Below are 15,709 nucleotides of genomic sequence, written 5' to 3'. Positions count from 1 at the left end.
CAGGGGATATCGAGGACATGCGCGTTTCGAATGTCAGCATCAGCAGCGTGACCTTCGCGGCCGATCTCTCCGGCGCGCTATTCTGGGAAGAGCAGCGCCTGCTCGTCGTCTCCGACCTGCATCTGGAAAAAGGTTCCAGCTTCGCCATGCGCGGCGTGCTGCTGCCGCCTTACGACACCATCGCGACGCTCAGTCGTCTCGCTGCTGTCATCTCCCGCCATGATCCCCGAATCGTCATCGCGCTCGGCGACAGTTTTCACGATCGCACGGCGCATGGACGGCTGTCGGCGGAGGATCGCGACGCGGTCGCCGCCTTGCAGGCTGGCCGCGACTGGATCTGGATCTCAGGCAATCACGATCCGGCGCTGCCGCGTGATCTCGGCGGCACCGTCGCCGACGAAGTTGCGATCGGTCCGATCACCTTCCGCCACGAGCCGACGGGCGCGAGCGGCGAGATCGCCGGCCATCTGCATCCCAAGGCGCGTGTCTCCGCGCGCGGCCGCTCGATGGAGCGCCGCTGTTTCGCCTGTGACGGCGAGCGTGCCGTGATGCCCGCCTTCGGCGCCTATGCCGGCGGCCTCAGCATCCGCGATGTGGCGTTTGCAAAGATCTTTCCAATGAACGGTTTTGTCGCGCACCTGCTCGGCGACCGCCGCGTCCACGCGATCGCCGCGTCACGGTGCAGCTAAGCCGCTTTCGCCTGCACGTCGTCGCAGAACTCCGCCAGCCGATCTGCCAGCCGCAACGTCGCGGGACTTGCGCCCGGCGCGGCCATCAGCGCCACTTCGGTCCGGTTGATCGGCGCAAAGCCGTCCTTCGCGGTCAGCACGCGGTGGTCGGACTGGATCGCCATCTCCGACAGGATGCTCAAGCCCATGCCGGCCGCAACGGCGGCCTGGATGCCGGCCAGGCTCGATGACGTATAGGACATGTGCCAAATGCGGCCCGCGCTTTCCAGCGCGTGGATGGCGCCGGCGCGGTAGAGGCAACCGAGCGGAAAGCCGATCAACGGCACGGAGGCCACATCGGCGTGGATCGGATGGCTCTTGCTGGTCACCCAATGCACCTGCTCCGGCCACACCGCAATCGCGCCTTTCTCACCGGCCGCGCGCTTGAACAGCGCGAGATCGAGCTCGCCGCGATCGAGGTCGCGGGCGAGATTCTTGCTCTGGTCGGCGCGCACATCGAGCCGCAGGCCCGGATGCGAGCGCGAGAACGCGCCGAGCAGTTTCGCCAGCCGATACGCCGCAAAGTCCTCGGGGATGCCGAGCCGGATTGCGCCTTCGCCGTCGGGCTGGCGCAGCACGTCGCGCGCCTCTTCCGCAAGCGACAACAACCGCCGCGCATAGGACAGCAATCGTTCGCCGGCTTCGGTTGGACGCACGTCCTTCCCGTCACGATGCAGCAGAACCTGGCCGACATCCTCCTCCAGCCGCTTGATCTGCTGGCTGACGGTCGATTGCGTCCGATGGACGCGCTCGCCGGCGCGGGTGAAGCCGCCGGCATCGACCACCGAGACGAAGCTGCGCAGGAGCTCCAGATCGAGCATGGGCGCCTCCATTCGAAAATCCACTGGCAGTAAGTTAATCATTTAATTTCCAAATGGCAAGTCGGCCCCCTAGATCGAGGGCTCAGGAGAATGTCCCTCATGTCGCTCGCCCCCTCGCTTGCCGTTCCCCGCAGCCGCTTCAACACGCTTCCGCTTGCGATCGGCCTGTTCTGCCTGCTCTGGAGCTACGCCTTCGTCGCCGGCAAGATCGGCGTGACCCATTGCCCGCCGCTGATCCTGCTCGCCGCGCGCTTCTCGCTCGCCGGCATCTTGATCATCGGTGCCACGCTGGTCCGCGGCGACGACTGGTCGCTGTCCTGGCGCGATGCCGCGATCTTTGCCGTGCTCGGCGTCGCCAACAACGCGCTCTATCTCGGCCTCGGCTACACCGGGCTGCAATCGGTCTCCGCCGGCCTCGGCGGCCTGATCGTGTCGGCCAATCCGGTGTTCACGGCGGGCCTCGCCGCGCTGCTGCTCGGCGAAGGCATGACCTGGCGCAAGGCGAGCGGCCTCCTGCTCGGCATCACCGGCGTGACCTTGATCGTCTGGCACCGCCTGTCGGTCGGCACCGACTCGCTGCACGGCATCGTGTTCACGCTGGCCTCGCTCGCCTCCCTCGTCGCCGGCACCATTTTGTTCAAGCTGCTCGCGCCGAAGGGCTCGCTGTGGATCGGCAATGGCGTGCAGAATCTCGCCGCCGGCATCGTGCTGACGCCGGTGGCGCTCACCTTCGCCGATGTTCATCCCATCGATTTCACGCCGGGCCTGATCGGCGCCTTCGCCTTCCTCGTGCTCGGCGGCTCGATCCTGGCGTACTGGCTCTGGTTTCATTTCTTGAAAGTGTGTGGCGCGACGGCTGCCAGTGCCTATCATTTCCTGATGCCGCCGCTCGGCATGCTGTTTGCGTATCTCGTGCTCGGCGAACATGTCGAGGCGCGCGATCTGCTCGGAATCATCCCGGTCGCACTCGGCATCTATCTGGTGACGCGGCCCGCCAAATCCGTCTCGTAAGAGGAGTCCATCATGCCCATTTCCATCACCCTGATCGGCGGTCCCACTGCGCTGATCGAGATCGATGGCTTCCGTTTGCTCACCGATCCGACCTTCGATGACGCGCACACCGCCTATCAGCTGCCGCATGTGAAGCTGGAGAAGACGATCGGCCCTGCGCTCAAGGCCGATGCGATCGGCCCGATCGATGCCGTGCTGCTCAGCCACGACCAGCATTCGGACAATCTCGACAATTCCGGCCGCGACTTTCTCAAACATGTGAAGCGCGTGCTGACCACCGAGGCCGGCGCGCAGCGCCTCGGCGGGCATGTCGAAGGTTTGGCGCCGTGGGGCACGGCGCATCTGAAAGATCGTGACGGCAACTCGCTGACGATTACTGCGACCCCGGCGCGTCACGGGCCGGCCGGCATCGAGCCGCTGTCAGGCGACGTCATCGGCTTCGTGGTGTCGTCGAGCCGGACCGACACCACATCGGTCTACATCAGCGGCGACACCACCTGGTTCGACGGCGTCGCCGAGGTCGCGCGCCGTTTCAAATGCGGCGTGGTGATGCCTTTCGCCGGCGCCGCGCAAACGCGCGGGCCGTTCCATCTGACCATGGACACCAACGACACCATCGAGACCGCGCGCGCCTTCCCCGATGCGATGATCGTGCCGGTTCATACGGAGGGTTGGGCGCATTTCCGCCAGAACAGCGAGGATCTACGCAAGACCTTCGACGTGCTCGGCTTCGGGACGCGGCTGCGATTGCTCGAGCCCGGCGTGCCGACGGTGGTGCAGGCGCCGTAGCCCCGACTGTCATGCCCCGGCTTGACCGGGGCATCCAGTACGCCGCGGCCGTAATTGTGAGAGCGAGTCGCCTAACGCAGGCCTCTGGAATACTGGGTCGCCCGGTCGAGCCGGGCGACGACGAGAGGAGAGAGCGTAGTCTCCTCAATCCTTCCGAAACACGATCGAGGCCATCCATCCCGTCATCAGCGCCATCGCCGCCGTAACCAGCCCGTAGATCAGGCCGTTCTGCCGCGCCGTGGTCGCGACGAACTGCTCGAAGCCGACCTTGACGATCTCGAACGCGGTCTCGGTCTTGCCGATGAACGCGCCGTCGGCAAACAGCTTGATCTCCACCTCATAGGTGCCGATCGGCACCTCCGCCGGCAGTGGAATGCCGGTGCGGAACAGGGTCGGTGTCAGGAACGTCACCGCGCTCGGATCCTCGCGGTAGAGACCGCGCTGGGTGCGCAGGCGGATGAAGGCGGAGCGGAACACGTCGTTCGGCACCACATCGGCATAGTCGCCGCTGACACGCTGGGTCAGCAGCACGTTGTTAAGCCCGATCTGCTGGCGCCGCGCGATCTCGGGCGAGGTGATGACATCGAAGGAGCGGTTGGCAAATAGCGCGAGATAGCTCGGCACCTCCAGGAACTGGCGGTAGTCGGTGTTGATCCAGATCCCGAAGGTGCGCTCCTTGCGCCGCGTCACCATCTCGGCGCGCGGGCCCATCACGGTGACGACGAGATCGTAGCTCTTGCGATCGGCGGGCGTGGAGGCGTCCTTCTCGACCGAGCCGAACAGCACCAGCTCCTCGCCGGAATAATTCGGCGTCACCGTGACGCGATGGTTGGAGACCGACACGATCAGCCGCTCGGCGCGTGCGACGGAGCCGAGCAGCAGAACGAGCAGGACCGCGAGAGCTGTGCGCATCATCCGTTCACCCCCATCTCGCGGATGGTGAAGAGGTCTTCGGGCCGGATCACCAGCTCGATGGCGAAGCGAACGCCGACCGAGAGGATCAAGAGGCCGAGCAGCAGCCGCAGCTGCTCGCCGCGGATCTTCTGACCGGCGCGTGCGCCGAACTGCGCGCCGGTGACACCGCCGACCATCAGGATCAGCGCCAGCACCGCGTCGACGAGGTGATTGGTCACCGCATGCAGCAGGGTCGCAAACAGCATCGTGACCAGCGTTAGGACCATCGAGGTGCCGATCACCGTCGAGGTCGGCACCCGCAGCAGATAGATCATGATCGGCACCAGGATGAAGCCGCCGCCGATGCCCATGATGGCGCCGATGAAGCCGATCAGGACGCCGATGATCACGACCGGAATGACCGAGAGGTATATCTTGGAACGCTTGAACCGCATCTTCAGCGGCAGGCCATGGATCCAGTTGTGGGTGCGTCGTGGCGGCACCGCGCCGCGCCGGGTCCGCATTAGGGCGCGCAGGCCTTCGGAGAACATCAGGCTGCCGACGGTGGTGAGCAGCACGACGTAGGACAGTGCGATCATCAGATCGAGCTGGCCGAGCGCACGCAGCTGCGTGAAGGTCCACACGCCCAGCGCCGTCCCGGTCACGCCGCCGCATAACAGCACGCTTGCCAGCGCCGGGTCGATCGCGCGTCGCCGCCAATAGGCGAGCGCGCCGGAAAAGGACGAGGCGGCGATGTGGCTCGCGACGGAGGCGACCGCGACCGCCGGCGTGATGCCGATGAAGATCAAAAGCGGCGTCATCAGGAAGCCGCCGCCGATCCCGAACATGCCGGAGACGAAGCCGACCGCCGCGCCCATCGCTAGCACGAGGAAGACATTGACCGGAAGATCGGCGATCGGGAGATAGAGCTGCATCGAGAGACCACGCTTCCCGCGAGACGGATCGATTGCGCGGAATGCTCGCAGGAGGGCAGAACGATTGCCGCGCCCTTCAATAGCGGAATTCGGTGGCCGGCGGGACCAGGAATTTCGGGCGTGGTGAATTGGGCTTAGAGAGATCAGATCACGGCTCGCAGCGAACCGAGCATTCCGCCACCTTCTCCGCCGTCATGCCCCGGCTTGACCGGGGCATCCACTACGCCGCAGCTTCTCCGTATCCAACCGACGCCTCTGGAATACTGGGTCGCCCGGTCAAGCCGGGCGACGACAAGAGGAGAAAGCGTACTAAACCGATTAATGCACAGCCGAGGCCGCGCGCTTGGCGGCAACCGGCTTCGGCGCAGGCTTCGCGTTGGCCTGCGGGGCGCTGTCCCAGCCGCCGTTCGGGGCCGCAACATTGACGGCGTCGTCGGGCTGCGGTTCGGCGCTGAAGGTCTGGATCGCGAGCTTGGCGGCGGCGAGCGATTGCGGGTCGAGCCGCTTGGCGACGTCGTCGCGCTTGCCGGCCGCGTCCGCATCGCCCTGGGCGGCGGCGAGCGTGAACCATTTATAGGACTCGGCGAGGTTCTGCTCGACCCCGATGCCGCGGGCATAGAGGATGCCGAGGTTGAACTGGCTGTCGGCGACGCCGCGGTCGGCGGCCTTCCGGAACCACAGTGCCGCGCTCTTGTAATTGGCTCCGCGTCCGCCGCCATCGGCGTCGAGCACCGCGAGATTGTGCATCGCCTTGGCGTTGCCGCGCTCGGCCGCCTGCGTGTAGTAGCGGCGGGCGATGTCGGCGTCCTTCTTCACGCCAAGACCCTTTTCGTAGAGTGTCCCGAGGCGGAAGGTTGCGGGCACGACGCCGGCCTGCGCCGCACGGTCGTACCATTTGGCGGCTTCGTCGTAATTCGCGGCCACGCCCTTGCCCTCGGCAAAGCGCACGCCGATCTCGTAGGCCGCGGTCGCATCGCCCTTCATCGCGGCGGTGCGCAAGCCGGGGCCACCGATGCCGTCAGGCAGCTTCTCGGTCGGCGGCACCTGGATCATCGCGAGTTTCGCGCGGCTCGTGCCGGACAGCGCGCCGGTGACGTCGCTCGACGCCGCAGGCGGGGTTGGCGCCGCGGTTTGCGGGATTTCGACCGAAGCGGTGCCGCTCGGGCTCGTCACGGACCCCGGCGCGGCATTGTTCTGCGACTGCTTTCCGATTGGCGTCGGCGAGGTCATCGAGGGCGTGACCTGCTCTGGCGCGGCGGGCTTGTTCTCAATGGACGGCAGGGCTCGCGGCGCGGGCTCGCTCGACGTATTCTCCATCGCCTGCGGCGCTGGCGACGAGCTGCTGCCATCGAGCAGGTTCATCGCCATCTTGAAGGTGCCGAGCACGATCACGACCACGCTCGCGCCGACCAGCAGCGAGCGGATCTTCGAGGTGATGGTCGACCCGCCTTCCTGGCCCTTGTCCTTGGCGCGGCCGGCAGACGCCTTGGCGGCCCGGCCGGTTTTCTCGGGTGGCTGCGCGGCGGCGGCTTGCGCTGCGCGGCGCGCGGCAGCGATGAAGCTCGACGACGACACCGGCTCCTTGGGCGCGGCCGGGATTTCGCTGATTGCGCTTTCGGACGCAGCGATGCGCTCGGACGGCGTGGCGATGCGTGCACCCGGCCTTGTGCCCGGCTCGAGCGGATGATCCGGCGGCAGTTCGGGCGCAAGCGCGGCGCGCGTGGGCGCGGTATGCGGCTCCAGGATTTCACTGATCGCGCGTGGCGGAACCGGCGGTGCCATCGGCATCGGCGGCGCCGCCGGCGCGGCGGCTTGGAATTCGCGCGGCGCGGCGGCGAAGGCGGCGTGCGCCGCCTGCGCGGCGGCTGGATTGGGCAGCTCGGGCTTCGGATCGTATTTCGGGTGCTGTTGCTGCGGCCGCGGCTCGTGCGCCATCGGCGCGGGCGCCATGGGAGCGGCCATCGGCTTCGGCATCGGCTGCGCCGCAGGGGCGGGCGGCGCGGTGCGCACATTGCGAAGATCGCCCTCGATCATCGAGAGACGATCGACGACGTGGCCAAGGGCGTTGTGGACGGCCTCCAGCGAATCCTGGGTGGTCCGGTTGGTCTCGGCTTGGCTGAAGCGGATGTCGGAGAGCTCGCGCTTGACGAGATCGACCATGCCGGAATCGGCGGGCGGCGCGGAGTTGCGGCTCTCCGCCAGCGCGGAATAGGTCGCCTGCTGCCGCTCCAGGTGGCGCAGGATGTCGTGCAACCCATCCTCGACGCGGCTGAAATTGCCGTTGCGCGGATCGGAGGCGGCCTCGAGCCGCTCCAGCAGATACGAGACCCGCTGTTCAAGATGAGCGAAGGTCGAAGCCGAGTCGTTGCCGACCTGCATGCGATCGAAACGGTCGGACAGGGCGCGGATCGCGCTTTCGAGTTGCTCGCTGCTCTCGGATGGCTGTGGGCGCTCGCGCGTTTCCAGAGCGGCGGTGAGCGCCGCGATGCGCTGTTCCAGCACCGCAAAACTGTCGCCTTGGCCGGACGCACGGGTGACCTGGTCGACCTTGGACGACAGCAGCTGCACGTCGTCCGAGAGCCGTGCCAGCGCTTCGTTGGAGGCAACGTTGGAGACGATGCCACGCAGCGCCGAGATCGCGCCTTCGAGCTGGCGGACCGTGGAAGGATCGTCATTGGCGCGCAGGATCAGATCGAGCTTGGCGCCGAGATTGCGGATCGCCTCGTCATAGCCGGTGAGCTGCTCGGCCGGCGTCAGCGTGCGGAGCACCTGCTTGATCTCGGACAGCGCGTGCTCGATGCCGGACAGGACCTGACCGTCGGTGCCGTTGGAGCGGGTCTCGTCGATGCGCCGATGCAGCGAGCGGATCTCGTTCTCGATCGATTCGATCGCGCGGCGCGGCATCGCCTCGGTGATGGCGTTGCGGATCTCCGCAAGCTCGCTGCGGAACGTGTTGATCGCCTGCTCGGTATTGTCAGGGCGCTGCAGCGATTCGATCTGGCTCGTGATCTTGAGCAGATGGCGCTCAAGCGCAGAGAAATCCGGCCCCGGCTGGGGTGGCGGCGGAGCATAGGCAGGCGCGGGCGGCGCCATCGGGGGCGCGTAAGGAGCTGCCGCGGGCGCGATCGGCGGCGCGGCGCGCGGCGGCATCTGCCTGGGCGTAAAGCCGTCGAGCTCGCTCTGCCGTGCCGTGATCTCGGCCACCGCGACGTCGAACGAAGCGGGGCTCAGGGGCGGTGAGTTGCGATAGACCTGTGCTGCCGCGCGCTCGACCGAATCGGCCTGGCGCTGGCGCATTTCAACGGGGGCCTGTCGCTGTGCCGGAGCCTGCTGCGGCTTTGAGATTTGCGACAGCCTTGCATCGAGCCGCGAGATCGCGTCGTTGAGCTGGCGCGCAACGCCCTGCTCGCGCGAGACGTCTGGCCGCGAAGTGTCTTGCCGCGAAGGATCTTGGCGCGAAGAATCTTGCCGCGGCGCCGGCTTCGAAATCCGTTCGATCTGCTGGGTGATGGCGTCGAGCCGCTGGTGGATGTCGGCGACTTCGCGGCTTTCCTGGCTCGGCACGTGACTCGGAACCTGCTGGGCCTGCGGGCGCTGGTCGTAAAGTCCGCGAAAATTCGGCGGAGCGGTCTCGCCGAGCGTGGAGTTCAGCCAATCGTTGAGTGACATGCCGGCGCGATGCGCAGCAGCTTCGGCCCGCTCCCGGACGGATGGATCGATGCCGTCAACACTCCACGATACGCGCGAATTCATGACTCTGTCCGGTTCCGACTCCGGCGCCCCACCCGGCGCCTCCAGTCTTCCCTCGCGTGCCGGTTGCAAAGACAATCGGATTTGGCGCGGGTCGTCTGCCTCGAAAATCGACTTTTGTCTGTTACGGTAAATAACGGGTTAAGGAACCCGTTGACGGTGTCTTAAAGTTGGGCGGCGGGGTGCGGGTGGCTTGCACACAAGCGCGGCCATGACGAAGCAGAGACACCTCAGCCCTTGCCCTCGCGCTTGCCATCCTCCAGCGGCACAACGGTGCCGCTTGCGCTCATCGCCGACAGGGCCTCGAGCGCTTCTTCGCAGAAATCGGCCACCATCTGCTCGTGCCGGGCGCCGAGCTGAAGCAGGAGGAGATTACCGAGGTCGAGCACGCCGGACGCCGCCCCTTCCGGAAAGCGCTTCTTCAGGATGCGCTCGTAGTTCTCGTGGCGATCGCGGTGGTGCTCGAGCCGGGCCATCAGGTCGGTGCGCATGGGCTCGAGGCCGATGCTGTCCAGCGCATGCAGCCGCACCAGGAGGTCATCCTTGATGGAAGGGGGCGTGCTTGGCCGCGCGGCCCAGTGCCGCAGCGCTGTTCGACCCTCCGGAGTCAGCGTATAGATCAGTTTATTGGGTTTGCCGGTTTGCACGACCTCGCGGCCCTGGATGTAGCCGCGGTCGCGCAGCTTGGAGAGCTCGCGGTAGATCTGCTGGTGGTCGGCCTTCCAGAAGAAGCCGATCGAGGAATCAAATGTCTTGGCGAGCTCGTAGCCCGTCATCGGACGTTCCGTCAGGCATGCGAGGATTGCGTCGCCCAAAGCCATGACCCGGTCCTCCTGTTGTCGATCTTAACCAATTGGCTTGACTTTATGCGCATCGGCGCATATGCGTCAATGTGCATATGAGGCGACCCAATAACGAGGGCAAAAACCGCCCCGAAAACCCCAATGGAATCAACCTTCGCGCTACTGTGCATGGGGTTGTTTTCGCGTTTTTTTGCCCGAGCCTTTAGGGAGGCACCTGAATGACCGGCCTCGAGTCCTGGTACGGCTACATGAAGTCGCATGACCGGGCAGCGCTCTGGGACCTGCTCCATCCCGACGCCGTCTTCGAAAGCCCTGTCGTGCACGCGCCGCAGCGCGGCCGCGACATCACCTTCAAATATCTGGCCAGCGCTGAGAAGGTGCTTGGCGGTCCCGGCTTCAGCTATGTCGGCGAATGGAAGAGTGAGAGCGGCGCCGTGCTCGAATTCAAGACCATGATCGACGGCATCGAGATCAACGGCGTCGACATCATCAGCTTCGACGGCGAGGGGCGCATCACGCATTTCAAGGTGATGGTGCGGCCGCTGAAGGCGATCAACATGCTGCATCGCCTGATGGCGGAACAGCTTGCCGCCACTCAATCCTAAGCCAATACCGTCACTTCAAGGCCTGCCGGGAGACCACCATGCCGATCTACAAAGCCCCCGTCGAAGACGTGAACTTCCTGCTCAACGACGTCTTCCAGATCGACCGCTACGACAATCTGGCCGGCTTCTCCGACGCGTCGAGCGACGTGCGCGAAGCCATTCTCGGCGAAGCTGCCAAGCTCGCCGAAGAAGTGCTGCAGCCGCTCAATCGCGTGGGCGATCTCGAAGGCTGCAAGCGCGCCGATGACGGTAGCGTCACCACGCCGACGGGATTCAAGGAGGCGTTCAAGCAGGTCGCCGAGGGCGGCTGGCTCGGCCTGTCGGCACCAACCGAGTTCGGCGGCCAGGGTCTGCCGGTGACGCTGAGCCAGGCGGTCAACGAATTCCAGATCTCCGCCAACATGGCGTTCTCGATGTGTGGCGGCCTCACCATGGGCGCGACCGCGGCGCTGATCGTCCACGGCACGCCGGAGCAGAAGCAGACCTACGTGCCGAAGATGGTGGCGGGCGAGTGGACCGGCACCATGAACCTGACCGAGCCGCATTGCGGCACCGATCTCGGCATGCTCCGCACCAAGGCGGTGCGGCAGGCCGACGGCAGCTTCAAGATCACGGGCACCAAGATCTTCATCTCGGCCGGCGAGCATGACCTCGCGCCCAACATCATCCACCTCGTGCTTGCCCGCATTGAGGGCGCGCCCGCCGGCATCAAGGGCGTGTCGCTGTTCGTGGTGCCGAAATTCCTGGTCAATGCCGATGGTTCGGTCGGCGCACGCAACGGCGTGGTCTGCGGCTCGATCGAGCACAAGATGGGCATTCACGGCAATTCCACCTGCGTGATGAACTACGACAACGCCACCGGCTGGCTGATCGGCGAAGAGAACAAGGGCATGCAGGGCATGTTCGTGATGATGAACGAGGCCCGCCTCGGCGTCGCCGTGCAGGGTCTCGCGCAGTCGGAAGTGGCCTATCAGAACGCGGTCGCCTATGCGCGGGATCGCATCCAGGGCCGTTCGCTCACCGGTGCCAAGGCGCCGGACAAGCCGGCCGATCCGATCATCGTCCATCCCGACGTGCGCCGCACGCTGCTGTCGATCCGCGCCTTCAACGAGGCCGCGCGCGCCTTCGTGATGTGGACCGCGCTGAAGAGCGACGTCGCCCATCGCTCCGAGGATCCCAAGGACCGCCAGGCCGCCGACGATCACATGGGCCTGATGACCCCGGTTCTGAAGGGCTTTCTCACCGATTACGGCTTCGCCAACGCGGTGCAGGCGCAGCAGATGTATGGCGGCCACGGCTACATCGCCGAGCAGGGCATGGAGCAGTTCGTGCGCGATGCGCGCATCGCCATGATCTACGAAGGCGCCAACGGCATCCAGGCGCTCGACCTCGTCGGCCGCAAGCTGCCGCGCGACGGCGGCCGCGCCATCATGGCGTTCTTCGGCGAGGTCATGGCCTTCGCCAAGGAGAACGGCGGCGACGAGGCGATGAAGCCCTACATCACTCCGCTCTCGGCCTCGCTCGGCCATCTCCAGCAGGCCACCACCTGGCTGATGCAGAACGCGATGGCCAAGCCCGACAATGCCGGTGCCGCCGCAACCGATTACCTCAATCTCTTCGGCTTCGTCGCGCTCGGCTATATGTGGGCGAAGATGGCGAAGGTGACGCAAGCCAAGATTGCCGAGAGCGGGACGACGCCCTATCTCTCGACCAAGCTCGTCACCGGCCGTTTTTTCATGGAGCGGATGCTGCCGGAGACCGCCGCCAATCTCGCGCGCATCCAGGCCGGCTGCGCCACCATCATGGAACTGCCGGCGGAAGCGTTCTGAAGCCGCTTTCGCTGCGACCGGATCACGACCACAAGATCATCACATCAGGAGGGCGTCATGCCTGAGGCATTCATCTACGACCACGTCCGCACCCCGCGCGGCCGCGGCAAGGCGGACGGCGCGCTGCACGAAGTCACCGCGCTCGCGCTCGCGACCGTGCCGCTCAAGGCGCTCAAGGACCGCAACAACCTGCCCGAAGATTCCGTCGATGACGTCATTCTCGGCGTGGTCGATCCGGTCGGCGAAGCCGGCTCCGACATCGCGCGCTTTGCCGCGCTGAAGGCGGGCTTGGGCGAAGCGGTGCCGGGCGTGCAGATCAGCCGCTTCTGCGCCTCCGGCCTCGATGCCGTGAATTTTGCCGCAGCCCAGGTGATGAGCGGCCAGCACGAGCTCGTGATCGGCGGCGGCGCCGAATCGATGAGCCGCGTCGGCATCGGTGCTTCCGGCGGCGCCTGGCCGATGGACCCGTCGATGGCAGTGCCGGCCTATTTCATGCCGCAGGGTGTCTCGGCCGATCTGATCGCGACCAAATACGGCTTCTCGCGTGACGACGTCGACGCCTATGCGGTGCAGAGCCAGCAGCGTGCGGCGAAGTCCTGGGAAGAAGGCCGCTTTGACAAGTCGGTCGTCCCGGTGAAGGACATCAACGGCCTCACCATCCTCGCCAAGGACGAGCATATGCGTCCTTCGACGACGATGCAGTCGCTGGCGCAGCTGCAGCCGGCGTTCACGATGATGGCGCAGATGGGCGGCTTCGATGGCGTCGCCGTGCAGTCGCATCCGGAAATCGAACGCGTCAATTACGTGCACCACGCCGGCAATTCGTCGGGCATTGTCGATGGTGCCGGCGCCGTTTTGCTCGGCAGCAAGGAAGCCGGCGGCAAGTACGGACTGAAGCCGCGTGCAAGGATCCGCGCATTCGCCAATATCGGCTCGGAGCCCGCGATGATGCTGACCGGCCCGGTTGATGTCACCGAAAAGCTGTTCGCGCGCTCGGGCATGAAGAAGTCGGACATCGACCTGTTCGAGCTCAACGAGGCCTTCGCCTCGGTTGTGCTGCGCTACATCCAGGCCTTCGACATCGACAACGCCAAGATCAACGTCAATGGCGGTGCGATCGCGCTCGGCCATCCGCTCGGCGCGACCGGTGCCATGATCCTCGGGACGGTGCTCGACGAGCTCGAGCGCACCAACAAGGCGACCGCACTGGTGACGCTGTGCATCGGCGGCGGCATGGGCACCGCGACCATCATCGAACGCGTCTAAGGGCAGGGAGCAACCAGCATGGCTTACAAGAACTTCAAGGTTGAGACCGATTCCGACGGCATCGCGCTCGTGACCTGGGACATCCCGGGCCGTTCGATGAACGTGCTCGACGAGACATCGACCAGCGAGCTCGACGCGATCGTCAAGGCGACCACGGCCGACGCCGTGGTGAAGGGGGTCGTCATCACCTCCGCCAAGGAGGCGTTCTGCGCGGGTGCCGATCTTTCCATGCTCGAGGGCATGAATCAGGCCTACGCAAAAGTGTTTGGGGAGCAGGGCGAGACGGCCGCGAACCAGATGCTGTTCGAGCAGAGCCGGCGCTTCTCGCAGGTGCTGCGCTCGATCGAAACCTCCGGCAAGCCGTGGGCGGCGGCGATCAACGGCCTCGCGCTCGGCGGCGGTTTCGAGATTACGCTGTGCTGCCACTATCGCGTGGCGGCGGAGAATCCCAAGACCCGCCTCGGTCTGCCCGAGGTCAAGGTCGGCCTGTTCCCGGGCGCCGGCGGCACGCAGCGCGTGCCGCGCCTGGTGCCGCCGCAGGACGCGATGACGATCCTGCTCAAGGGCGATCCGGTCACGATCGAGAAAGCCAAGGCGCTGAATCTGATCCACGCCATCGTTCCCGCCGCCGACCTCGTCAAGGCGGCAAAGGACTGGATCAAGGGCGGCGGCAAGGCTGTTGCGCCCTGGGACGAGAAGGGCTTCAAGCTGCCGGGCGGTCCGGTGTTCTCCAAGGCCGGCATGATGATGTTCCCGGCCGGCAACGCGATCTATCGCCGCGAGACCTACGACAATTATCCGGCCGCACGCGCGATCATGAGCTGCGTCTACGAGGGCCTGCAGCTGCCGATCGACGCCGCGCTCCGTGTCGAGTCGCGCTACTTCACCTCGGTGCTGCGCTCGAAGGAAGCGGCTGCGATGATCCGCAGCCTGTTCCTGTCGATGCAGGAGCTCAACAAGGGCGCGCGCCGTCCGAAGGATGTGCCGCCGACCAAGGTGAAGAAGATTGCCGTGATCGGCGCCGGCTTCATGGGCGCGAGCGTCGGCTATGTCTCAGCCCGTGCCGGTCTCGACGTCGTCCTGATCGATCGCGACCAGGAGAGCGCCGACAAGGGCAAGGCGCATGCGCAAAAGGTGATCGAGGAGCAGATCAAGAAGGGCCGCGCCAAGCCCGGCGACGCAGAAGCGCTGCTCGCGCGCATCACGGCGACCGCGGACTATTCCGCGCTCAAGGACGTCGATCTCGTCATCGAGGCCGTGTTCGAGGACCGCAAGGTCAAGGCTGATACCTTTGCCAAGGCGCAGGAGCACATGAAGCCGGACGTGATCTTCGCGTCCAACACCTCGACGCTTCCGATCACCTCGCTGGCGGAATCCTTCAAGGACCAAGGCAGGTTCGTCGGCATCCACTTCTTCTCGCCGGTCGAGAAGATGATGCTGGTCGAGATCATCCAGGGCAAGAACACCGGCGATCTCGCGATCGCGACCGCGCTCGACTACGTCCGGCAGATCGGCAAGACGCCGATCGTCGTCAACGACTCCAGAGGCTTCTTCGCCAATCGCTGCGTCGGCCGCTACGTCGCCGAGGGCAACGAGATGTTCCTCGAGGGCGTGCCGCCGGCGATGATCGAGAACTGTGCCAAGATGGCCGGCATGCCGGTCGGCCCGCTCTCGCTGTCGGACGAGGTCGCGCTCGACCTCGGGCTCAAGATCATGAAGGCGACGGAAGCCGACCTCGGCCCCAACGCCATCAATCCCGATCAGAAGAAGCTGATGGTGGAGATGGTCGAGAAGCAGGGCCGTCTGGGCCGCAAGAACAGCAAGGGTTTTTACGATTACCCCGAGAAGGGCAAGGGCCAGAAGAGCCTGTGGCCCGGCTTGTCCGCGCTGCAGCCCAAGCAGCTCGACCCAGATACCCTCGACGTCGAGGAGTTGAAGCAGCGCTTCCTGGTCGTACAGGCGGTGGAAGCCGCGCGCACCGTGGAGGACCACGTCATCACCGATCCGCGCGAGGCGGATGTCGGCTCGATCCTCGGCTTCGGCTTCGCGCCGCTCACCGGTGGCACGCTGTCCTATATCGACTTCATGGGCCCGAAAAAATTCGTCGAGCTTTGCCACAAGCTGGAAGCGAAATACGGCTCGCGCTTCACCCCGCCGAAACTCCTTGAGGAGATGGCCGCGAAGGGAGAAACCTTCTACGGCCGCTTCGCTCCGAAGAAGGCGGCGGCGTGATTCTCTGAACCCGTAGCCGGGATAAAAAATACGAAAGGCCGGATTT

General features: G+C 65.6%; 12 protein-coding genes. 7 read left to right on the top strand and 5 right to left on the bottom strand.

Annotated features, from left to right (window positions below):
• Positions 1-17 precede the first annotated feature (17 nt).
• On the top strand, positions 18-689 hold the full coding sequence (pdeM, locus tag RX329_RS39960; RefSeq protein ID WP_018460027.1) for a ligase-associated DNA damage response endonuclease PdeM: 672 nt from the start codon (positions 18-20) through the stop codon (positions 687-689).
• Here the strand turns inward: pdeM and RX329_RS39955 are convergent.
• The gene (locus RX329_RS39955) at positions 686-1,549 is read right to left on the bottom strand and encodes a LysR family transcriptional regulator (RefSeq protein WP_085384958.1); all 864 of its coding nucleotides are present in this window, start codon (positions 1,547-1,549) and stop codon (positions 686-688) included. The genes pdeM and RX329_RS39955 overlap by 4 nt on opposite strands.
• Before the next feature lie 99 nt (positions 1,550-1,648).
• Here RX329_RS39955 and RX329_RS39950 point away from each other — a divergent pair, with 99 nt between their 5' ends.
• Complete coding sequence (locus tag RX329_RS39950) at positions 1,649-2,560, top strand: DMT family transporter (protein ID WP_085357779.1); 912 nt, start codon at positions 1,649-1,651, stop codon at positions 2,558-2,560.
• Between the two features lie 12 nt (positions 2,561-2,572).
• Positions 2,573-3,349: an MBL fold metallo-hydrolase gene (locus RX329_RS39945; RefSeq protein WP_018460024.1), complete on the top strand. Its 777-nt coding sequence runs from the start codon at positions 2,573-2,575 to the stop codon at positions 3,347-3,349.
• A 144-nt stretch (positions 3,350-3,493) separates the two neighbouring features.
• Here RX329_RS39945 and RX329_RS39940 read toward each other — a convergent pair whose 3' ends face one another.
• The 4 genes from RX329_RS39940 to RX329_RS39925 form a co-directional block, all read right to left on the bottom strand.
• Positions 3,494-4,264 (bottom strand): TIGR02186 family protein, encoded by a 771-nt coding sequence (locus tag RX329_RS39940; RefSeq protein ID WP_018460023.1) that lies wholly within the window; start codon positions 4,262-4,264, stop codon positions 3,494-3,496.
• Positions 4,261-5,178 carry a sulfite exporter TauE/SafE family protein gene (locus tag RX329_RS39935; RefSeq protein WP_085357781.1) on the bottom strand — a complete coding sequence of 306 codons (918 nt, stop codon included), beginning with the start codon at positions 5,176-5,178 and terminating at the stop codon, positions 4,261-4,263. The genes RX329_RS39940 and RX329_RS39935 overlap by 4 nt, the downstream gene beginning before the upstream one ends.
• 318 nt (positions 5,179-5,496) lie before the next feature.
• Entirely contained in the window at positions 5,497-8,931 is a 3,435-nt protein-coding gene (locus tag RX329_RS39930; protein WP_085357785.1) for a tetratricopeptide repeat protein, read from the bottom strand.
• Positions 8,932-9,158: 227 nt separating this feature from the next.
• Positions 9,159-9,749, bottom strand: a complete 591-nt coding sequence (locus RX329_RS39925) for a PadR family transcriptional regulator (protein ID WP_018460020.1) — start codon at positions 9,747-9,749, stop codon at positions 9,159-9,161.
• A gap of 200 nt (positions 9,750-9,949) precedes the next feature.
• On the opposite strand from RX329_RS39925, the gene RX329_RS39920 reads away from it, so the two are divergent.
• From RX329_RS39920 to RX329_RS39905, 4 genes are read left to right on the top strand one after another with little or no spacing between them, the layout of a single operon-like run.
• On the top strand, positions 9,950-10,336 hold the full coding sequence (locus RX329_RS39920) for a nuclear transport factor 2 family protein (protein ID WP_018460019.1): 387 nt from the start codon (positions 9,950-9,952) through the stop codon (positions 10,334-10,336).
• A 38-nt stretch (positions 10,337-10,374) separates the two neighbouring features.
• Positions 10,375-12,165: an acyl-CoA dehydrogenase C-terminal domain-containing protein gene (locus RX329_RS39915; protein ID WP_317245429.1), complete on the top strand. Its 1,791-nt coding sequence runs from the start codon at positions 10,375-10,377 to the stop codon at positions 12,163-12,165.
• A gap of 57 nt (positions 12,166-12,222) precedes the next feature.
• Positions 12,223-13,431 carry an acetyl-CoA C-acetyltransferase gene (locus tag RX329_RS39910; protein WP_018460017.1) on the top strand — a complete coding sequence of 403 codons (1,209 nt, stop codon included), beginning with the start codon at positions 12,223-12,225 and terminating at the stop codon, positions 13,429-13,431.
• 18 nt (positions 13,432-13,449) lie between these two features.
• A complete protein-coding gene (locus RX329_RS39905; protein ID WP_317245428.1) occupies positions 13,450-15,663 on the top strand; it encodes an FAD-dependent oxidoreductase in 2,214 nt (737 codons plus the stop codon).
• Positions 15,664-15,709 lie beyond the last annotated feature (46 nt).

It is taken from the genome of Bradyrhizobium sp. BWC-3-1, from assembly GCF_032917965.1.
Classification (GTDB): Bacteria; Pseudomonadota; Alphaproteobacteria; order Rhizobiales; family Xanthobacteraceae; genus Bradyrhizobium; species Bradyrhizobium canariense_D.
Note: the sequence above shows the minus strand (reverse complement) of the source record. Positions and strands in the feature narration are given on the sequence as shown.